The sequence below is a fragment of the Mycobacterium sp. ACS1612 genome (assembly GCF_001667505.1).
Classification (GTDB): domain Bacteria; phylum Actinomycetota; class Actinomycetes; order Mycobacteriales; family Mycobacteriaceae; genus Mycobacterium.
The window spans coordinates 97,324-116,513 of sequence record NZ_LZHZ01000018.1 but is presented as its reverse complement, the minus strand read 5'-3'; the positions used below and the strand labels follow the sequence as shown (position 1 = coordinate 116,513).

General features: G+C 67.2%; 17 protein-coding genes. 11 read left to right on the top strand and 6 right to left on the bottom strand.

Annotation, left to right across the window (positions count from 1 at the left end; genetic code table 11):
* Positions 1–302: 302 nt before the first annotated feature.
* The 4 genes from A5724_RS06290 (at position 303) to A5724_RS06275 (ending at position 5,789) form a co-directional block, all read left to right on the top strand.
* On the top strand, positions 303–2,660 hold the full coding sequence (locus A5724_RS06290; RefSeq protein ID WP_197518575.1) for a xanthine dehydrogenase family protein molybdopterin-binding subunit: 2,358 nt from the start codon (positions 303–305) through the stop codon (positions 2,658–2,660).
* Positions 2,657–3,607 carry a xanthine dehydrogenase family protein subunit M gene (locus A5724_RS06285; protein ID WP_067798324.1) on the top strand — a complete coding sequence of 317 codons (951 nt, stop codon included), beginning with the start codon at positions 2,657–2,659 and terminating at the stop codon, positions 3,605–3,607. The genes A5724_RS06290 and A5724_RS06285 overlap by 4 nt, the downstream gene beginning before the upstream one ends.
* Complete coding sequence (locus tag A5724_RS06280; RefSeq protein ID WP_067797902.1) at positions 3,604–4,113, top strand: (2Fe-2S)-binding protein; 510 nt, start codon at positions 3,604–3,606, stop codon at positions 4,111–4,113. The genes A5724_RS06285 and A5724_RS06280 overlap by 4 nt, the downstream gene beginning before the upstream one ends.
* Positions 4,114–4,460: 347 nt before the next feature.
* Positions 4,461–5,789 carry an MFS transporter gene (locus A5724_RS06275; RefSeq protein WP_082964888.1) on the top strand — a complete coding sequence of 443 codons (1,329 nt, stop codon included), beginning with the start codon at positions 4,461–4,463 and terminating at the stop codon, positions 5,787–5,789.
* A 22-nt stretch (positions 5,790–5,811) separates the two neighbouring features.
* Here A5724_RS06275 and A5724_RS06270 read toward each other — a convergent pair whose 3' ends face one another.
* Positions 5,812–7,827, bottom strand: a complete 2,016-nt coding sequence (locus A5724_RS06270) for a hypothetical protein (RefSeq protein WP_067797899.1) — start codon at positions 7,825–7,827, stop codon at positions 5,812–5,814.
* 221 nt (positions 7,828–8,048) lie between these two features.
* Between A5724_RS06270 and A5724_RS06265 the strand changes: the two genes are divergently transcribed.
* The 6 genes from A5724_RS06265 to A5724_RS06240 all read left to right on the top strand — a co-directional run bounded on the left by A5724_RS06265 (position 8,049) and on the right by A5724_RS06240 (position 13,041).
* Positions 8,049–8,486 carry a hypothetical protein gene (locus tag A5724_RS06265; protein ID WP_067797897.1) on the top strand — a complete coding sequence of 146 codons (438 nt, stop codon included), beginning with the start codon at positions 8,049–8,051 and terminating at the stop codon, positions 8,484–8,486.
* Positions 8,487–8,595: 109 nt separating this feature from the next.
* On the top strand, positions 8,596–9,726 hold the full coding sequence (locus tag A5724_RS06260) for a 1,4-beta-xylanase (RefSeq protein WP_067797893.1): 1,131 nt from the start codon (positions 8,596–8,598) through the stop codon (positions 9,724–9,726).
* A gap of 75 nt (positions 9,727–9,801) precedes the next feature.
* Positions 9,802–10,440, top strand: coding sequence for an HD domain-containing protein (locus A5724_RS06255; protein ID WP_067797890.1), 639 nt, complete (start codon positions 9,802–9,804; stop codon positions 10,438–10,440).
* 8 nt (positions 10,441–10,448) lie between these two features.
* Complete coding sequence (locus A5724_RS06250; RefSeq protein WP_067797887.1) at positions 10,449–11,690, top strand: MFS transporter; 1,242 nt, start codon at positions 10,449–10,451, stop codon at positions 11,688–11,690.
* A gap of 11 nt (positions 11,691–11,701) precedes the next feature.
* The gene (locus tag A5724_RS06245) at positions 11,702–12,622 is read left to right on the top strand and encodes an NADP-dependent oxidoreductase (RefSeq protein WP_067797884.1); all 921 of its coding nucleotides are present in this window, start codon (positions 11,702–11,704) and stop codon (positions 12,620–12,622) included.
* Positions 12,619–13,041: a cupin domain-containing protein gene (locus tag A5724_RS06240; RefSeq protein ID WP_067797881.1), complete on the top strand. Its 423-nt coding sequence runs from the start codon at positions 12,619–12,621 to the stop codon at positions 13,039–13,041. Before A5724_RS06245 ends, A5724_RS06240 begins: the two co-directional genes overlap by 4 nt.
* A 5-nt stretch (positions 13,042–13,046) precedes the next feature.
* Here the strand turns inward: A5724_RS06240 and A5724_RS06235 are convergent, their stop codons facing one another.
* Positions 13,047–14,015: a GlxA family transcriptional regulator gene (locus A5724_RS06235; RefSeq protein ID WP_082964887.1), complete on the bottom strand. Its 969-nt coding sequence runs from the start codon at positions 14,013–14,015 to the stop codon at positions 13,047–13,049.
* Positions 14,016–14,144: 129 nt separating this feature from the next.
* Positions 14,145–14,981, bottom strand: coding sequence for a class I SAM-dependent methyltransferase (locus A5724_RS06230; protein WP_197518574.1), 837 nt, complete (start codon positions 14,979–14,981; stop codon positions 14,145–14,147).
* A gap of 128 nt (positions 14,982–15,109) precedes the next feature.
* Between A5724_RS06230 and A5724_RS06225 the strand changes: the two genes are divergently transcribed.
* A complete protein-coding gene (locus A5724_RS06225) occupies positions 15,110–16,180 on the top strand; it encodes a glycoside hydrolase (protein WP_067797875.1) in 1,071 nt (356 codons plus the stop codon).
* 13 nt (positions 16,181–16,193) lie between these two features.
* On the opposite strand, the gene A5724_RS06220 is transcribed toward A5724_RS06225, so the two are convergent.
* The 3 genes from A5724_RS06220 to A5724_RS06210 form a co-directional block, all read right to left on the bottom strand.
* On the bottom strand, positions 16,194–17,216 hold the full coding sequence (locus A5724_RS06220; protein WP_067797872.1) for a fused (3R)-hydroxyacyl-ACP dehydratase subunits HadA/HadB: 1,023 nt from the start codon (positions 17,214–17,216) through the stop codon (positions 16,194–16,196).
* A gap of 83 nt (positions 17,217–17,299) precedes the next feature.
* Positions 17,300–17,956, bottom strand: coding sequence for a class I SAM-dependent methyltransferase (locus A5724_RS06215; RefSeq protein WP_067797869.1), 657 nt, complete (start codon positions 17,954–17,956; stop codon positions 17,300–17,302).
* Between the two features lie 81 nt (positions 17,957–18,037).
* A complete protein-coding gene (locus tag A5724_RS06210; RefSeq protein ID WP_067797867.1) occupies positions 18,038–19,075 on the bottom strand; it encodes an alpha/beta fold hydrolase in 1,038 nt (345 codons plus the stop codon).
* Positions 19,076–19,190 lie beyond the last annotated feature (115 nt).

The following is a 19,190-nucleotide window of genomic DNA, read 5'->3' as shown; positions in this document are numbered from 1 at the left end:
CATTTCGCCTCCAGAGATGTTCTGGCGGGAGCCTAATCCGCCAGCCGCGGGGACCGGCACTGAACGCGACATCGGAAGCTGCTAATCCTGTACGCACCAGTCACCGAGACTGTCGGTGACCGCAATCACAATCGCCGCGCTGGATTCTTTCGAGCCATGGCCGGCTTCATGCGGGAAGTGGCCCCAAGTCGCGTCGGTGAGGTGGCCCACGATGCCCACCGGATACGAACTAGCGTTGAATAGCTGCCTGCTGCAGCAGGTTTCACTAAAAGCATTCTTCTTTGACGCGGAGGCAGTGATCATTGAGTGACTTCTCTGAGAGTCGTAAGCCAGTGCCGACTCCGGTGTCGTCGCAGCCCACGTTCGCCCACGTGCCCGAAGCCGCTCAGTCGTGGCGCCTCGGGCGACGCGAGGACGCTCGGTTGATCACAGGGGCGGGACGCTACGTCGGAGACCTCGACGTCCCCGATTGCCTCGAGGTTGCATTCGTGCGCAGCACGGTCGCACACGGACGGCTGGTCGGCGTCGACACGAGCGCAGCGGCCAAGGTCGACGGCGTGGTAGCGGCGTGGAGCGCAGCCGACCTGGGTGACGAGATGCCGTTCGTGCCGTTGTTCGGTTCCACGTCGGGTCCCGGCGACCGACCATGCCCCGTCCTCGCGGTGGATCGTGTCCGGTACGTCGGGGAGCCGGTTGCCGTGGTGGTCGGCGACGATCGCTATGTCGCCGAGGACGGCGCGGGCGCCGTGCGTGTCGACATCGACCCGTTGCACACGCTTGTGGACCCCGGGGAGGCCGCCGCGTCGTCCACGTGGCTCTTCGACGGGAAGGACAACGTCGCGGGCGAGATGGATTTCGGGGAGCGCATCCCCGACGAGGTCTGGCGGCGGGCCGCGGTCGTGGTCGAAGGCGCGTACCGGCAACCGCGGATCGCGCCTACTTCGATGGAGCCCCGGTCGATCCTGGCGGTGCCGGAGGCGGATGGGCGGCTGACGGTCTGGGTCTCACACCAGGCACCCAACCGGCTGCGTGCCGATCTGACCGCTGCATTGGGTTTGGACCCCGAACACATCAGGGTGCGGGTCGGTGACGTCGGCGGTGCCTTCGGCGCCAAGAACGGTGCCTTCCCCGAGTACCTGGTGGTCGTCCGCCTGGCGCTGGAGTTGTGCCGCCCGGTGCGTTGGCTCGAGGACCGCTTCGAGGCATTGACCGCCGCTGTTCAAGGTCGTGGCCAGTATCAGCGGGTACGGATCGCCGCCGATGAGGACGGCCGAATGCTGGCGCTGGAGCTGGAGGTCGACGCCGACGTCGGGGCCTACCCGCTGGGCGCTTTCGTGGCGTCCGAGACGGGGCTCGCCGCGGGCGGTGTCTACCGGACCCCGAAGGTGCACGCCCACATCCGCACTATCGTCACCAACCTGCCCGTCACCACGTCCTACCGCGGTGCCGGGCGCCCCGAGCAGGCGTACGCCGTCGAGCGGACCATCGATCTGCTCGCCCGCCGGCTCGACATCGATCCGGCGGAATTGCGGCGGCGCAATTTCATTCCGCCAGAGGCGTTCCCGTACGAGTCACCGACCGGCAGGCGCTTCGACACCGGGCAGTACGAGCTGGCCCTGGACAAGGCGCTGGAGCTGGTCGACTACCCGTACTGGCGCAAGGAACAGCAGCGCCGTCGGCGCTCCGGCAACGAGCGGCCGATCGGCATCGGGATCTGCTGTTTCGTCGAGCGATCTGGAATCGAACAGAAGGACAGGGCCAACGAGTGGGCGGCCCTCGACGTCGCTCCCGACGGAAGCGTCACCGCGCGTGTGGGCACCTGCTCCTCGGGTCAAGGCCACGAAACCGTTTTTCCTGAGCTCGTTGCCCGCACCCTCGGCATCCCTGCCGATCACGTCTCGCTCATCGAGGGCGACACCGACGAGGTGGCGCAGGGCATCGGCACGTTCGGGAGCCGGTCGATGCAGGTGGGAGGCTCGGCATTGCACCGAGCGGCGCTGGAGCTGATCGAGGAGGCGAAGCGGCGCGCCGCTCTACTGGCCGGCGCGCAGGCCGCGTACGCGCACGGCACCGTCAACGCCGGCAAGCACAGCTGGACGCTGGGCGAACTCGCCGCGGCCACGCCGCAACCATTGCGGATCGAGGGCGTCTACGACACCCCGGCCGCGTTCCCTTTCGGCACGTACGTGGCCGTCGTCGAGGTGGAGCGGGAGCTGGGCAATGTGCGCGTGCTGCGCCTCGTCGCGGTCGACGACTGCGGCGTGGCGGTCAACCGCGAGATCGTGGAGGACCAGGTGCGCGGCTCCGTCATGCAGGGGATCGGACAGGCGCTGTATGAGGCGATGCCCTACGACGACGAGGGACGTCCGCTGGCCGAAAGCCTGCTCGGCTACTCGCTGCCGACGATCGGCGAGCTGCCGCCGCTGGTCCTCGGCGCGACCGTCACTCCGAACCCGAACACCGCGCTGGGCGCGAAGGGCGCGGGCGAAGCCGGGTGCATCGGCACCCCGCCCGCGATCGTCAACGCCGTCATCGACGCCCTCGGGCCGATGGCCACGGGCACCGGTGCGGCGGGCACGGACATCGGCGGCGTGCAGCTGCCGCTTATCCCGGAGGTGTGTTGGCCGGCGGCCGACCGGCAGGGGGTTGGCGTGCGATGAAACCGGCACCCTTCGACTATGTGGCTCCGAAGGAGCTTGCCGACGCTGTCGCCCGGCTGGCCGAGCAGCCGGAGACGACCAATGTGCTGGCCGGCGGCCAGAGCCTCCTGGTCGATATGCATTTCCGCTTGCAACGCCCTGCGCTGCTGGTCGACATCAACAACGTGCGCGCGCTGGACGCGATCACCGTGGACGGTGACGCGCTGCGCGTCGGCGCCCTGGCCCGGCATCGTGCCTTCGAGACGCCAAGCGTGGCACCAGGGGCGCTGGGCCGACTGCTGAGTCGCATCAGCCCGTTCATCGCGCATCCGCCGATCCGCGCGCGGGGGACCATGGCCGGCAGCCTGGTCTTCGCGTATCCCGGGGGTGAGTGGTGCGCTATGGCGGTCGCCCTCGACGCCGCGATCGAGTTGACCGGGCCGACGGGCTGCCGCACAGTAACCGCCGGCGACTTCTTCTTCGGCCCGGCGGAGGACAGCGGCCCAGTGCCCCCCGGCGGCTTCTTGTACATCGGACAGAAGAAGACCGCGCGGCAGCCGGACGAGATCCTGACGTCGGTGCGGCTGCCGCTGCTCCCGTGGCCCGACGCCGAGGCGGACGCGGTGGGCGTCGGCTTCTGCGAGCAGCGCCGCGGAAAGACGGGCTTCGCGCAGGTCTGCGCCGTCGCGGTGCTAACCCTGCGCAACGGTGTGATCAGCGGTGCCCGGCTCGGGTTGGGCAACGCAGCGGACCGACCGCTGCGCGCGCACGACGCGGAGGCTTATCTGCTCGGCCGCGAGCCCGTGCAGCGGGTCTTCGAACGGGCCGCCGAACTCGCTATGGCTGCCGCCATTCCGGTCGCCGAGCCTTACGCCGGCGTGGAGTACAAGCGGCACGTCGTCGGTGTGCTCGTCCGGCGCGCCCTGAAGGAGGCCCATGAGGATAGCGAGGAGAGGACAAGACGATGAGGGGAGGCACTCCGATACGCCTCACGGTCAACGAGAAGGCGTACGACGCGACGGTGGAGCCGCGTCGCCTCCTCGCCGACGTGCTGCGCGACGACTGCGGCCTGACGGGTACCAAGCTCGGTTGCGAACAGGGCGTCTGTGGCGCGTGCACCGTTTTGGTGGACGGCGAGGGGGTGCGCTCCTGCCTGATGTTGGCGGTGCAGTGTGCCGGCCGTGACATCCGGACGATCGAGGGACTCGCGGCGGACGGCCGATTGCACCGGTTCCAGGAGGCGATCTCCGCCGAGCACGGGCTGCAGTGCGGCTTCTGCACGGCCGGTTTCGTGATGCTCGTGGTCGGCGCCCTCGACCAGGATCCGACCATCGCCGAGGATCCCGAGCGCCTGGACGCCCTGCTGAGCTCGAACCTGTGCCGTTGCACCGGTTACGAGGGCATCCGCCGTGCCGTGCTGCGTGCGTACGGAAGGGACCGAACGCACAGCGAGGAGGCTGCCGGCGATCGGTAGGACACATCACACGCCGCAACACATTCATGACTCGGTAAGAGGTATCGACCGCCTCGGCACTAGGGCGAGATGAACGTCGTTCGTTTCCTCGTTGCTCGGCTTGGTCGATGCCACCGAGAGAGCCGTCGGCTTGGTTCCTGTTGACGTAGCGAGTTCTTCGCCGACTCAACCGGCTGTTGCAGATTGGAATGGCGCACCGGAGCCGGAGGTTGTGGGGCTGTGTAGGTGGTGGCGACCACAGGACTTATTGACAGGTCGCCTAGATCACTGCTTCACTGGCTTGTCCAGTGATCCACTAGGTCACCACCCACGCGGTGCCGCTTGCGCCACCAGAATCGAGGACCGCAATGACGATCAGTCAGGACCCGACGCATTCGGTGAACGCTTCCCCCAGCACACGCGAAGACGAACCGGCACGGTTGACGAAAACGCAGCGCCGAGCGTTCTGGGGTTCCTTCGGCGGCTGGGCGATGGACGGCTTCAACTGGACCGTGTTCGGACTCGTGTTGGCACCGACCATGGTGGCGTTGCTGCCGCGCGAGGGCATCGAGCCCACCGCAGCCAACATCGGTTGGTACGGCCAGCTCAGCGCGGCGGTCTTCCTGCTTGGCTGGGGCTGCTCTGCGATCTGGGGACCCATCGCCGACCGCTTCGGACGGATGCCGGCCATGACGGCCTCGATCATGCTCTACGGCATCTTCACCGCACTGGCCGGCGCGGCGACCAACGTCTGGGAATGGAATGCGTTCCGGTTCATCGCCGCCATCGGTATCGGCGGTGAATGGGCCATGGCGGGCACCCTGCTGTCCGAGATCCTGCCCGAGCGGGTGCGCGCCCGATTCGGCGGCGCCATGCACTCCGCCGCCTACTTCGGCGTCCTCGCCGTGTCCGCGCTCTACCTGGTGGCCGGCCCGCAACTCGGCTGGCGTGGCATGTTCCTCATCGGCGGCATCCCGGCCTTGGCCGTGTTCCTCATCCGCCGCGCCACCCCCGAACCGGAGCGTTGGCAGCAGCACTCCGGCGAGGTACGCCAGCAGTCCTTCTGGCAGCCCGTCGTCGACGTGCTGAGCCCGCCCTACCGAGGCCGCACCGTGGGCAATCTGCTGCTGCTCTCGGTGTGTGTGATCGGGTTGTGGGCCGGCTCGACGTATGTTCCGACCGCCATGACCACGCTGGCCGAGCACGCCGGGTACAGCCACGACGGCACAGTGCGCCTCGCCGGGCTGTCGGCGATGACGGTCGCGGTCTTCACCATCGTCGGCTGCTTCCTCGTTCCGCCGCTGGCCGACCGGTTCGGACGGCGCCGCACGCTCGCGGCGCTGTTCGGGCTGCTGGCAGTCGGGGCGATCGGCACCTACGGGGTGGGCTACCCGCTGCAGTCCATCGGCGTGACCTTCGCGTTCCTCCCGGTCCTCGGCCTCGCCGGCGCCAACTTCGCGGTCTTCACCATCTGGCTGCCCGAGCAGTACCCCACCCGTATGCGCGCGACGGCGTTCGCCTTCACCACCACCCTCTCCCGGTGGGTCGCCGCCGTCGGCACGTTCCTCATCGGCTACGGCATCCACGCCACCGGAGGGCTGGCCATCCCGATCAGCCTCACGGCGGTGGTGTTCGTGCTCGGAATCGGCCTGGTTCGACTGGCGCCCGAAACCAAGGGCCAGGTCCTCCCGGACTGAATACGCCCATCCCTTCGAAAACCTATCGACACATCGGCATTGCACACCGGGACGACTGACGTGGTGCCGGCGCCTGACGTGGTGCCGGTGCTTGACGCGGCGCCGGCGCCTGACGCGGCGCGGGTGCCTGACGCGGCGCGGGAGCAGCCCGTGGTGCGGGCGCCTGACGCGGCGCTGGCGCTTGACGTGGTGCGGGCGCCTCGCGCTCGGGCGGTGCTTGCCGGGCAGGCCGATCCGGAGCCTCTTCCCGCGGCGCAGGCGCTTGTTGCACGGGAGTGTGCCGGGCTGGCGCTTCGGGAGGCGGGGCGTCATGCACCGGTGATTCCGGTGCGGTCCGTTGCTGCGGTGGCTCTTGCCGATCCGGCGCCGCGGCGCGGTCGCGCGGTTCCGGTTGCGGCGACTGCTGATCCGGATTCGTCTGCGGCACAGGGTGTTCCCGCGGAGTAGCCGCCTCGGGGTTGGGTTGGGGCCGGGAATCGCCCGGCGGCACCGCCCCATCGTTCGGCGGGCCAGTCCTACCGGGAGACCTCGCCTGATCCGGTGTGCGCACCGGCTGCCTGACCTTCGGCGGTGTATATGCGGGCACCGGCGACAGCTTGGGTGCACTGAACCCCTGCGACACCTTCGACGGCGGCGCAGTCGGCGCGGGTGCCGTCAAAGCCGGTGGCGCGAAGGCAGTTTGGCGGTTCGCCCCCGGCGCTGCAGGGCGCTTGCCTGGCACCGACGTCGGCGGAGACCCGATGGAGACCGTGGTCCGTGGGTTGAGTTCTCGGCTGAAGTCATACACCGATTTGTTGGCCAGATCATTCATCAGTGACCCGGAGTTGTTCGCCGCCTTGTCCGTCGAGATGAACTGTGTCAGCGAGGCTTTCAAGTTCACCACCGGTTCGGACACGCGCGCGTTGACGGTGGTGGTGGCCAGCGGCGCCCAGTCCCGCTTGACCGGATTGTGCCAATCCCGATTCATGTTCCAGTTCTGATACTGATCCGGATTGAATCCCCGCGCGTGATCCCACTGCGTACGGCGATACACCGGGTCGTTGTTCCGGAACTTCCACTGGTAGTACTGCTCGTACGGGTGGTGTCGGTTGTACCAGCCCTGATTGCGCGGATCCCCGGGGTGATCGCGGCGTTGGCCCCATTCGTTGCGGCCGTCGCGGTCCCAGCCATGGCGGTCATAGCCTGCCCAGTTGTAGCCCGCCCAGTTGTAGCCCCAGCGGTCATAACCCCACCGGTCAAAACCCCAGCGGTCGAAGCCCCACCGGTCGAAGCCAAGGAAGTCGTAGCCGTACTCGTTGTAGCCGCTGAGGTCGTAGTTGTACCAGTCGACGGGGTCGTAGCCGTAGAGCTGTCCCCATGACGGATCGTAATAGCCCAGGTCCTCGAGGTCCGGTGTCAGCGGCGGATCGTACGGCTGCGGCCAGTCGGCCTCCGGCGCATCCGGAACATCGGGCGGCGGTGCGGTCGCGGACTCGTCGGTGATCGGATATCCCCAGGAGGGTGCCGCATCCGTCGAGTCGGGTGGAGGGCTGCCCGGGTCGGCAACCGGCGGCGCGGCAGGAGGCGGCGCAGGCAGCGGGGGCAGTTGCTGCACCGAGTCGGGCGTGTACTGCAGAAGTTGTTGTGTCAGCTGCAAATACAGGTTCTGCAGGTTCGTCCGCTCCGGCGACGGCGACAGGTAGTCCAAGTCCTGTCCGGCCTGATTGAGCGACGTACGCGCATCGGTCAACTCATCAGGCGTGGGCTGCTGGCCGCTGCCGAGGATGTCCTGTGCCTTCTTCAGATCGCCGACCACCGCGGCCAGCGCCACATCCTGGGCGTGCTCGGGAAAGACGGCCTTCTCCGCTCCCCACAGAGCGCCTCCCGGCGAGGTCTCGTACGTTGCGCCAAGCACGCCTGCGACGAGGGCCACAGCCAGTCCGACGGCGACTGCGATCCTGACCCGACGTGACCGCGGTATCAACCTGCGCCATCGTGACGGAGGCGCAACCGACGGCACGTGGTGTTCGCGGGCGGGTGGGGGACTGAGAGTCGTCATGCCGACCTCCTCGACGACCTACGCACGAAGACTACTAAGCACAACTAAAATCTACGTATTCCCGATGCGCTCACCCACCCGGCGCGCGCGACTCATCACCAAGCCACAGGTCGCGCATAGCCACACACAGAAACCAGCCGAAATCGCCTCCGCTATCGCCCCTTTGGTAGTCATGTGAGTAATTCGCTAACGCCGGACCTGCCGCCGTCGATAACCAAGGCATGACCCCGTTCCGTGCCGTCGGCGTGTTCGCCGGGGCGGTCGTTGCGCCATGGTGGTGGCTGTCGACGGCCCATGCTGAAGCGTTCGCCCAACTGGATCCGGTTCCGGTGGTGGCCTCCCCGACGTGTGCCGGCAACGTCAGCGCCGAGGCGCAGGTGACGCCAGTGCAGGTGGGCGATCGTGTCGGGAACGGCGTGCGCGTCGCGATCCACTACGACGCCGGCAGCTATGACGGTTCCTGTGCACTCACCGTGACCGCGGCCTGGACGAACCTCGACACCGGCGCCTCAGGGAGCAAAGACATCACCGCGGTGTCGACGATCGACGGGCACTACGGTTTCGTCGGCTACGCCAACACCACGTTCGACACCGGAAGCGGCACAGTCGTCGTCACGCTCAGTTCACACCCAGGCGCCGAACTCCACATCACCCCGTGACCGCCGGAAAACACGGGCGTCAGCGTCGTAGGTAACAATTCGAAACCTGTTGTGTTGCAGGTTGACCCGGCGGGCCGTACGGGCCCACCGAGGACACTATCTTCACCTGGTGCACCGGCGAACTGCTCTCAAGCTCCCGCTGTACCTCGCGGCAGCTGCGACATTGAGCAAAGTTCCGCTGGCATCCGGTGACACGGGCCGTTGGCCGGCCGACCGCGCCAACGCCTGGTACGCGAAGCAGGGCTGGCTGCTCGGCGCCAACTACGTCACCTCGAACGCCGTCAATCAGTTCGAGATGTTCCAGCCGGACACCTACGACCCGCGCCGCATCGCCGGCGAACTCAGTGTCGCGCAGCGCATCGGGATGAACACCATGCGGGTATTTCTGCACGACCAGCTGTGGGCCGCAGACCAGGCCGGCTTCAGCCGCCGTCTCAGCGACTTTGTCAGCATCGCGGCCAGCCGCAACATCAAGCCGCTGTTCGTCCTGTTCGACTCCTGCTGGGACCCGCTCCCACGAGCGGGCCGCCAACGCCCGCCGATCAAAGGCGTGCACAACTCCGGGTGGGTGCAGAGCCCGGGTGCCTACCGCCTGCAGGACCCGGCCTACACACCCGTACTGCAGAGCTACGTCACGGGCGTGGTGGGCCTGTTCCGCAACGATCCCCGCGTGCTCGGTTGGGACGTGTGGAATGAGCCGGACAACCCGTCTGCCGATTATCGCAAGGTCGAAGACCCGGACAAACAACAACTGGTCGCCGCATTTCTGCCACACGTATTTCAGTGGGCACGCGCCGTCAACCCGATCCAGCCGCTGACAAGCGGTGTGTGGCAAGGGCATTGGCGTGACCCGGGCAGCCGCACCGCGGTCTGCAGTGTGCAGCTCGAGCAGTCGGACATCATCAGCTTCCACAACTACGGGAATCCAAACGAATTCGAGGCCCGCATCGACGAACTCGCTCCGCTTGGCCGCCCGATTTTGTGCACCGAGTATCTGGCGCGCAGCCTCGGCAGCACTGTGGAGGGGATCCTGCCCGTCGCGAAGCGACGCAATGTCGGTGCATACAACTGGGGCTTCGTCGCGGGCCGGACGCAGACGTACCTGCCGTGGGATTCCTGGAAGCATCCCTACACCACGATGCCCAAGACATGGTTCAGCGATCTGATCCACCCCAGCGGAGCGGCCCACGACGACAGCGAGATTCGCCTCATCCAAAAGCTCGCCAGCCAACGCGCCTAGCGACGTCCGCATTTGAGGGATTTGAGGCTGAAACAAGGCGGCGCTGCGCACCCCCGTGGCCGCAGCATTGATGGCATGTCCGAAGTAATCGCAGGGGTGCAAGTACCCGAAACGGCGGCGGTTGCCGAGTCGACTCGTATCGCATCGGAGATGACCAGCCCGCTCCTCTACCACCATTCGCGCAGAGTGTTCCTCTTCGGCCGGCTTCACGCCCGCCGGTTGGGTCTCGAACCTGATCCCGAACTCCAGTACGTGGCCGCGATGTTCCACGACACCGGTCTGGTGACACCGTTCTCCGCCGCCGAACAGCGTTTCGAGGTCGACGGTGCCGACCACGGACGCAAGTTCCTGCTCGACCGCGGCTTCTCGACCGGGGCGGCGGACACCGTCTGGGCGGCCATCGCGCTGCACACGACACCCGGCATCCCGGATCGGATGGGCCCCGAAATCGCCGCCACCTACCTCGGCGTGCTGACCGACGTGATCGGCTACGGCCTCGACGACCTCAACGCCGACGAAGTCGACGAAATACTGGCCATCCATCCGCGCGGTGACTTCAAAACCGCGTTCCTGCAGGCGTATTTCGACGGGTTCAAGCACCGCCCGGAAACCACGAACGGCACCGTCAACGCCGACGTTGTCGAACACTTCATGCCCAACTACCGGCGCACCACTACCGTCGAGCGCATGCTCGGGGCGCCCTGGCCGAGCTGATCACCACAATGAACGTCACGGGTGGGCAGCGTCTGAACAGGGGCGCAGCGTTGGCCGTACTGGTGTTCGCCAACGTGCTGCTCATGGCATCCACCAGCGCTCCGTCCCCGATATATCCGATTTACGTTGAGCGATGGGGTTTTTCAGTCACGACGCTGACCGTGATATTCGCCGTGTATGTGGCCGGGTTACTTCTCGCACTTCTGACAGTCGGCTCGCTGAGCGACCACTTCGGTCGCCGCCCGGTGCTGATCGGCTCCCTCTTGGTCGCCGCCGCCGGGACGGAGATCTTCTGGGCCGCCCAAGGCGTCGTATCGCTGGTACTCGCCCGCGTGGTGCAGGGCATCGCCATCGGCACGGCGACCGGTGCTCTGGCAGCCGGGCTGGTCGAGTTCTCCCCGAGAGGTCGCGAGCACATCGGACCGACGTTGACCGCCGTCGGAACAAGCTTCGGCCTGGCGGTGGGTGGCGGCCTCGCAGGTCTGCTCGTTCAGATAGCGCCTCGTCCGGATGCGGTTATTTTTCCAGCGCTCACATTGGCGTTCCTCGCGTTGGCGGGACTGATCTTCGCACTTCCCGAAAGCGCTGTTCGGCGCCCCGGCGGACGCGCTTCGATGCGCCCGCGGATCCGGGTACCTCAGTCATCGCGACCACAGTTCTTGGCTGCGGTTCCCGCCATCGTGGCTGGGTGGGCGATCACCGGATACTTCCTCGCACTCGCACCATCGGTGATCAAAACCGTGCTGCACGTGAAGTTCGGCGCCGCAGGCGGTCTCAGTATCACCGTGCTGTACCTCGCCAACACCATTGGCGGACTGTGGGCGGCTCGGCGCCCGGCGCGTGGCGCCACCTTCGTCGGTGCCGCCCTGTTGTCTGTCGGCGCGGTGGGCCTGGCGGTCGCCCTGATTCTCCTGTCCCCGGTGGTCTTCCTCGCCGGGTCGGTCATATCCGGCCTCGGCGTCGGAATGACTTTCAACGGCACCTTCCGCGACATCAGCGAGGCCGCCCCCGCGACGTCGCGATCACAGGTCTTCTCCGCAGCCTTCGTGGTCAGCTACGCGGCGTTGGGCCTGCCGTCCCTGGCGGCGGGACTGGTGGCTCCGTTATGGGGACTGAAAACGACGGGCTACCTCTACGCGGCGTTCGTCGCAGCCGTGTCCGTCGCCGCCACGCTCGATGCCGCTCGGCGCCGCCGCACTGCTGCACCCAAACCGCATGCCCCCGCACAACACCTTCGACAACCCGTATGAAAGGACGCGATATGAAAGCCATCACGGTGCACGACCGTGACGCCGGTGTCGCCGGCCTCACGCTGACCGACATCCCGCACCCCCACGCCGCCGAGAACGACGTGATCGTGCGTGTTCACGCCGCCGGATTCACGCCGGGCGAGCTGGATTGGCCCGCCACCTGGACCGACCGGGCGGGCCGCGACCGCACGCCGTCTGTGCCGGGGCATGAACTGTCCGGCATCGTCGTCGAATTGGGTTACGGCACTACGGGTCTCAGCATCGGCCAACGGGTGTTCGGCTTCGCCGACTGGTGCCGCGACGGCTCACTGGCTGAATACACCGCCGTGGAAGCGCGCAACCTCGCCCCGCTGCCGGCCGACATCGGCTTCACAGAAGCTGCGGCACTGCCGATCTCGGGGCTGACCGCGTGGCAGGGCCTGTTCGTCCACGCCGACCTCACCGCGGGCCAAACCGTACTGATCCACGGCGCAGCAGGCGGAGTGGGATCGGTCGCCGTACAGCTTGCCCTCGAAGTAGGGGCGAGGGTGATCGGTAGCGGACGGACCAAGGACCGCGACGTGGTTCTCGGGCTGGGCGCGCACGCGTTCCTGGACTTGGAAGAAGAAGACGCACTCGACAGCGTCGGGGAGGTCGACGTGGTCTTCGACGTCCTCGGGGGCGATGTTCTCGAGCGCTCTGCTGCACTGGTCCGAGCGGGCGGCACCCTGGTGAGCATTGCCATGCCACCGAAGGCGCAACCCAAGGACGGCCGCGCCGTGTTCTTCGTCGTCGAACCCGACCGCACCCAGCTCGTCGACCTCGCCCAGCGGGTGCGCGCCGGGCGTCTCCGGCTTCTCGTCGGCGACTTGCGACCACTCGACGAGGCCGTCGACATCTTCACCAGCGGGCGACGCGCGCCCGGCAAGACGATCATCGAGGTGACGAAATGACCAGAAACCGATTCACTACCGGCCTGCTGACCACGGCGATCGCGGGCCTGATCGTCGGCTGCGGCACGTCCGCGGCCGACCCGAAGCCTTCGTCAGAGACCCTGATGCCGTTGCTCACCCAGGAGCTGCCGAATATCCCTGGCAAGACCTTGACATCGGCGATCGTCACATTTCCGCCCGGCGCCCGTGCGATGCCCCACCGGCACGGCGACGCATTTGTCTATGCGTATGTGCTCGAAGGTGAGGTGAGCAGTCAGATCGAGGGCGAGCCCGCGCAGGTGTATCACCAAGGCAACAACTGGTCCGAGCCGCCAGGCGCGCACCACGTGGTGACGCAGAACGACAGTCAAACCGAGCCGGCGCGGCTGCTGGTGGTTTTCGTCGCCGACACCGGCGCCCAGCTCAAGGTGGACGACTAACCCTGCTAACCGTCGGCGGCGCGGCGAGCCGTGCTGAACCGGCGTTGGTAGGCCGCGGGACTGATGCCCAGCTTCCTCGCGAATACCCGTCGCATGCTCTCGTAGCTCGGGAACCCGGCCAGGGCCGCGGCTTCCGTCGCGTTGTGCCGTTGGTCGAGCAGCGCCCTGGCCATGTCGAAGCGGATGTCCTCCACGTACCGCGCCGGTGTGGTCGACAGTTCCTCGCTGAAGAGCCGGGTGAGATGGCGGGTGCTCACGTTGAGATGGTTGGCGAGCGCACTGAGCGAGTGATCCCCATGCGGGTCCGCCGTCACCAAGTCGGTGATGGACCGCAACGCCGGAGACCGGGGCGGTGGACCTTGCAGCGGCGCGGAGAACTGCGACTGGCCGCCCGAGCGCTGCATGTACACCACTAGTGAGCGGGCCACATCGCGCGTCAACTCGGGCCCGTGGTCCTCTTCGACAAGCGCGAGGGCCAAGTCGATTCCGGCGGTCACACCGGCCGACGTGTAGGTGTCGCCGTCGCGGACGTAGATCGCGTCCGGTTGGACGCTGCACGTCGGGTAACGGGAGGCGAGTTGGTGGGCGACCTTCCAATGGGTGGTCGCCCGTTTGCCCGTCAGTAGACCCGCGGCAGCCAGGATGAACGCGCCCGTGCAGATCGACGCCACCCGACGCGCCCCGGCGGCCGGTACCCCGGCAGCGTCGGCGAGCGCAGGTGGCACAGGAGTCCGCGGGAACCGGTCGGACCCGGGCACCAGATAGGTATCCGATGCGGTGCCGTCGGAGACAGCACCATCGACGTCGACCTTGAACCCGAGATTCGATGCGACGGACGCACCGGTCGGCGACAGCAGCGCGATCTGGTAGTCGGCGCCGAACCGGTTCGCCTCTTTGAACACTTCCGCCGGACCGGCGACGTCCAACAGCGTCACGCCGTCGTAGACGAAGATCGCGACGCGGCGCACCGGCATGCACTGATTATCGCCCAATCTCGCGACGTGCCGGATCCGCTGGAAGAGCTACGGCGCACAGTGGCCGCTGATCATCAGCGGCATCCAGTCGGCGGCCAAAGACGCGCGCAATCGGGGTTGATGGCCCGCTCAACCGAACTCGAGCAGCGTGTAGGCGCCGCGGTACTGCTTGGTGAGCTTCAATTGCCAGAAGGCCGGAAACACGGTGTTGAAGAAGAATCCCCGACCCCTTGGCATGGGCAGGTCGTGTACGGCACGGATACCCGGCACGGTGTGCGCCAGCTTGGCCAGTTGGGCCGGCGTCAGGCTGAACGGCATCGGGGGCACGCGGTAGCGTCGCGTCGAGCGAATGCCTTTCGGCGCGAACTTCTTCACCAGCACCGGCGGCAGATCGAAGACCATCTGCCCGCCGGGAAACCGGTTGGCGCACGCGGCGATCAAGCCCATCGATTCCTCGGGTTGCAGATACATCAGCAGCCCCTCGGCGGTGATGAACACGCCGCGATCAGTTTCGATCGCGTCCATCCAGCTGTAATCCAAGGCGGATTGGGCGAGGTACTTGATCCGGCCAGAGGAGGGCAGCAACCGTTGGCGCAGCCGGATGACGGTTTCGAAGTCGATTGTGACCCAACTGAATTCGGCATCCGGAAGAGCGCTCTCCAGACGCCAGAAACTGGTCTGGAAGCCCTCCGCAAGAGCGACGACGGTCGCTGACGGGTGACGCGACAGGTACTGGAGTGCGGCGCGGTCGAAGGCCAGCGAGCGCAAAGCCATCTCCTGGCCCTTGCGGCCGAACTTGTCGAAGTCGAAGTCGATCGAACTGACAAGCCGGATCGCCATCGGGTCCTCGATGATCGCATCGGGCAGGCTGGCCTGGTGCGCCCTGCCGTTGAGCGTCAACAACGCGGTCTCGGAGACCCCAGTCAGGATGCCGGCGTCGACCTTTTCCGGGTCCGCAGAGTGCATGTCCCGAAGCTACCGAGCTCCGGCCCAGACGGCTGATTAGACATCGGCGGTGCCAGTTCATAGCCTGTCCGAGACGTACGTAGCCGGGCCACGGTCGGTCCCTGCAACGAAGGATCGTGACAATCCGAATGAGTCGGGCGCGCCAGCCTCTTCGGCAGATGGTGGGCGGTCTTGCTACCGGGGTCCTGGTGCTCGCCATGTCGATGGCGGGCGGCGTCAACGCGGACCCGGCAGCTGATGCGCTCGCCAAACTCAACGAACTGTCCCGTCAGGCGCTGCAGACGCGTGAGGATGTCACGGCTGCCCAGCGTGACGCCGACGCCAAACTGGCTGCTCAGAAGGCGGCCGAAGACCGCCACCGCGCCAATTTGGGGGTGCTCGAGGCTGCGAATGCCCAACTTGCGCCCCATCAAGCCGCTGCCGACCGGATCGCGGCGATGGACTACATGAGTGGACGCACCGGTTCAACGGCCGCGGTGCTGACCGCAGCCTCCCCGCAACAGCTGATCGACCACCTCTCGCTTCAGCGGGCGGTGCTCGCGCAGACGGCGAACCAGATGAGGGAGTTCAAAGCGGCGAGTGCGCGTGCCGCAGCCGCTGCCAGCGCCTCAGAGGTATCGGCCGGCGACGCCAGGGCTGCGGCCGAACAGTCTGCGGCGGTGCGTGCGGACCTGCAGGCCAAATACCGCGACCTGCAGCGTCAGATCGCCGCGGCGGAGGCGCAGTACGCCGCGCTGACTCCGCAACAGCAGGCGGTGATCGACGCCGCGATCCCGCCACCGGTTGCGCCCGCTCCGGCGGATCCGCCGGTTCTCGCGATGCCAGGACAATTCAGTGACATCCCGGAGGCGTTGCCAGTCGGCGTCGCGAACGAGGCCGGGTTGCAGGCCAACACCGTGCTTGTGGCGCGCGCCGTCAGCGCGCGGTTCCCACAGATTGCGACCATCGATGGGGTGCGGCCGGACTCCAAGCCGTGGCATCCCAACGGCCTCGCCATCGACATCATGATTCCGAATCCCAGCAGTCCCGCCGGCATCGCGCTGGGTGACGAGATCAAGGCGTTCGTGATGGCTAACGCGGCGCGCTTCGGTCTGCAGGACGTGATCTGGCGCGGCACGTACTACACGCCGGCCGGCCCGCAATCATCGGGATACGGCCACTTTGACCACGTGCACGTCACCACGACACCACGCCGCTGACCCGGCCGGTGCGTCAGCGGAAGCGCATCTGCATCGTCGCGAGGCCGAAGATCTTCTTGTCATCGGACTTCGCGCCCACGATGACCACGCCGGTACGCGTCGCCGGGTCCAAGGACTTGATCCGGCCGCTGAACTCGATGTCGGCGCCCTCGGCCGCCGACACGATCGCAGGCGCCGACAACCGCACTGCATAACGGCTGACTGCGCCGGGGTCGCCCGACCACGCCGAAACGAATCCGGCTCCCAGGCCCATCGTCAGCATGCCGTGGGCGATCACGTCTGGCAGCCCCGCCAGCTTCGCGATGTCCTCGTCCCAGTGGATCGGGTTGGCGTCACCCGCGACTCCGGCGTAGTTCACCAGGTCCCCGCGGGACAGCCGCATATGGCGTGCGGGTATTTCGTCGCCCACCCCGACCTCGTCGAAGGACGGCGTGCCCGGCGTGCGGGCGCTTTCGTCGGCGATGCGGACCTCGCCCTCGGGACGCACGGTCTTCTGGTAGTCGGCTTCACCGATCCCGAAGATGTCCACGTCGTGCATCATCGCGTTGTGCACGGCCGACTTGATCTCCGGATTGAGATCCTCGGCGGTCACCCCGACCACGGTGGTGTGCAGCGTGTGCACCCGTTCGCCAGCGGCGTCGGTGAAGGTGTTGGTCACGGTGATCAGGTCGCGGCCCGCGATCCTGCGCACCGACGTCAGTTCCACGTCGACGTGTAGTTCGTCGCCCGCCACGATCGGGCGGTGCTGCTCGAAGACCTCTTCGGTCTGCATATAGGTGTCGTAGCCGACGACCACCTGCTCGAACATGTGCCGGTTGCAGGTCATGCCGGGGGTAGAGGTGAAGGTCAGCGGCGCGACCAGGTCGGTATAGCCGAGTTCGGCGGCGGCGGCGACGTCCCAGTGCGCCGGGTGGTAGTCCTGCACGGCGCGCGCATACTCGCGCAACTTCTCGCGGCCGACGAGGTAGGTGCCGTCCATCTGGTAGTAGTGGCCGACCCGCTCATCGAGCGCAGACGATTCTGTTGGTGCAGTCATGGATTTGCTCAACTCTTCCGTCGGCTTTTCGCTGGGGCCGACCGAAAGACAGTAACGCGAGCAGACTGCGGCGCTGCCCGCGACTACCGGGTGGCGCGCCCGACTGCCAGCGGGTGAACGATCGCAGGCATCCCGCGCCACACCGTGTCATCGGCCTGCACGGTGAACCCGCAGCCGCGCATCAGGTTCAGGGTCGGTCGATTGCACACGCATCCGCCTGCGAAGCCGCGCCAGGGCCGCATCAGCAGGTCCTGCCACACCGCCAGCAGCCGTGAGCCGGCGCGTACGTGTTCGATGAACAGGAGCTGGCCATCGGGGCGAAGGATGCGAGCGATCTCGCGTAGTGCGCCTTGCGGATCGTCGACCGTGCACAGCACAAGGGTCGAAACGACCGTGTCCACGCTGGCGTCCGGGACCGGCAGCCGTTGCGCGGGCGCGTCGACGATGCGGGCGGTGCGTGGCAGCCGCCGCAGGCGCCCGGCGAGTTTGCGCCGCATTCCGGGCTCGGGCTCGGTGAGGATGAGCTCGTCGACCGCGTCGGGGTAATGCGCGACGTTCAGTCCGGTCCCGGCGCCGATCTCGACGACCAGCCCGCGGGCCGCGGCCACCAGCGCGCGGCGCCGCCGCCGCATCCCTGCGATCTCCCCCAGCCAGAGGAACGGGTCGTACAGCACGGCCATCACCCGCAGCCACGCGTTACTCCACGCGGTACTGGTGGTGCCGATGGCGATGTCGGTCATAGCCGTGAATCTACAAACGGCCGCCCTCGGCGAGCATCGCTCAGACAGGCCATCTCTGTCCGCTGGCCGGTTCCGGCCATCTCACAACAGGCCGAGCCGCGCGGCCTCTGCGACCGCCGCCGTCCGGGAGGTCCGTCCGAGCTTGCGGCGGATGTTCGCGACGTGGCGGTGCACGGTGTGCGGGCTCAGCATGAGCTGTTCGGCGATCTCGCGGTCGCCGAGACCCCGCGCGACGCATCCGAGGATCTCGCGCTCACGACCGGACAGCAGGCCCTGAGCCTGCTCATCGACAGCGGGACGGTGCTGTGCTGCCAACGCCTCGCGGCACGCGCGTGCAACGCCGTCCACGTCGCCGTGCCACGGGAAGTGCGAAACCCCTTGCAGCGGAACGAATGTCGAGCTAGGAATCGCGGCAGCGACCTCACGGCCGAGCCGGTACGGCACCGCACGGTCGTGGCGGCGATGCACGACCGTGGTCGGTCGGCTGACCAACGGTAGCTGCGCGCGCACATCGAGGCGATACACCAAACCCAGTACAGCGGCCGCGGTTTCGGCGCTGGCAGACTCGCGCTGCAACCGTGCGAAGCGGTCGTGTTCTGCGGGGTCGGCGCTGCCGAGGAAGATGTCGCTGAGCATGCGTGATCCGAGGCCCCAGTGGGCGCGCACCGCCGCCATGATCGCGTCCGCGACGCCGGGCGGCGTCAGCGCCTGGCCGTCGGAATACGCCCCATAAAGCACGATTCGCTCAACCCGTTCGGGAAACCTGGCCGCGTATGCCACCGCCGTGCAGCTTCCCGACGACCCCGCGATGAGCGTCACCCGGTCGACGTCGAGTTCGTCGACCAAGGCGCACAGCACGTCGACCTCACCATCGAGGGTCAGATCGGAATCCCGCACGCTGCGGTCGGACATGCCGACACCGAACCGGTCGTAGCGGATCAGGGCGTGATCCTGCGCGACGCCTTCCCAGAATCTCCGCACACCAGCGCTTTGCCAGTCGAGTTCGAGATGGCTGACCCACCACGCCGGGGCGATCAGCGGCGGGCCGTGTCCGCGCACCTCGTACGCCAACCGCCTGGCGCCGAGGTGGAGAAACCGAATCTCGGACCTCTCGGACATCCCCATGAGCGTACGACGGTCCAGAGCAAAGTCTCGGACTTCCCTGAGCACGCTCTCAGTCCCGTCTCAGCCACCGCAGGCACCTTGTTGCTGAAGCCACTGGGCTGATTCACGA

What these genes read in the sequence shown, in the direction of transcription:
- A5724_RS06285 (WP_067798324.1), top strand. Translation starts at nt 2,657, where the DNA reads ATGAAACCGGCACCCTTCGACTATGTGGCTCCGAAGGAGCTTGCCGAC.
- A5724_RS06280 (WP_067797902.1), top strand. Translation starts at nt 3,604, where the DNA reads ATGAGGGGAGGCACTCCGATACGCCTCACGGTCAACGAGAAGGCGTAC.
- A5724_RS06275 (WP_082964888.1), top strand. Translation starts at nt 4,461, where the DNA reads ATGACGATCAGTCAGGACCCGACGCATTCGGTGAACGCTTCCCCCAGC.
- A5724_RS06270 (WP_067797899.1), bottom strand. Translation starts at nt 7,827, where the DNA reads ATGACGACTCTCAGTCCCCCACCCGCCCGCGAACACCACGTGCCGTCG.
- A5724_RS06265 (WP_067797897.1), top strand. Translation starts at nt 8,049, where the DNA reads ATGACCCCGTTCCGTGCCGTCGGCGTGTTCGCCGGGGCGGTCGTTGCG.
- A5724_RS06255 (WP_067797890.1), top strand. Translation starts at nt 9,802, where the DNA reads ATGTCCGAAGTAATCGCAGGGGTGCAAGTACCCGAAACGGCGGCGGTT.
- A5724_RS06250 (WP_067797887.1), top strand. Translation starts at nt 10,449, where the DNA reads ATGAACGTCACGGGTGGGCAGCGTCTGAACAGGGGCGCAGCGTTGGCC.
- A5724_RS06245 (WP_067797884.1), top strand. Translation starts at nt 11,702, where the DNA reads ATGAAAGCCATCACGGTGCACGACCGTGACGCCGGTGTCGCCGGCCTC.
- A5724_RS06240 (WP_067797881.1), top strand. Translation starts at nt 12,619, where the DNA reads ATGACCAGAAACCGATTCACTACCGGCCTGCTGACCACGGCGATCGCG.
- A5724_RS06235 (WP_082964887.1), bottom strand. Translation starts at nt 14,015, where the DNA reads ATGCCGGTGCGCCGCGTCGCGATCTTCGTCTACGACGGCGTGACGCTG.
- A5724_RS06230 (WP_197518574.1), bottom strand. Translation starts at nt 14,981, where the DNA reads ATGCACTCTGCGGACCCGGAAAAGGTCGACGCCGGCATCCTGACTGGG.
- A5724_RS06225 (WP_067797875.1), top strand. Translation starts at nt 15,110, where the DNA reads ATGAGTCGGGCGCGCCAGCCTCTTCGGCAGATGGTGGGCGGTCTTGCT.
- A5724_RS06220 (WP_067797872.1), bottom strand. Translation starts at nt 17,216, where the DNA reads ATGACTGCACCAACAGAATCGTCTGCGCTCGATGAGCGGGTCGGCCAC.
- A5724_RS06215 (WP_067797869.1), bottom strand. Translation starts at nt 17,956, where the DNA reads ATGACCGACATCGCCATCGGCACCACCAGTACCGCGTGGAGTAACGCG.
- A5724_RS06210 (WP_067797867.1), bottom strand. Translation starts at nt 19,075, where the DNA reads ATGTCCGAGAGGTCCGAGATTCGGTTTCTCCACCTCGGCGCCAGGCGG.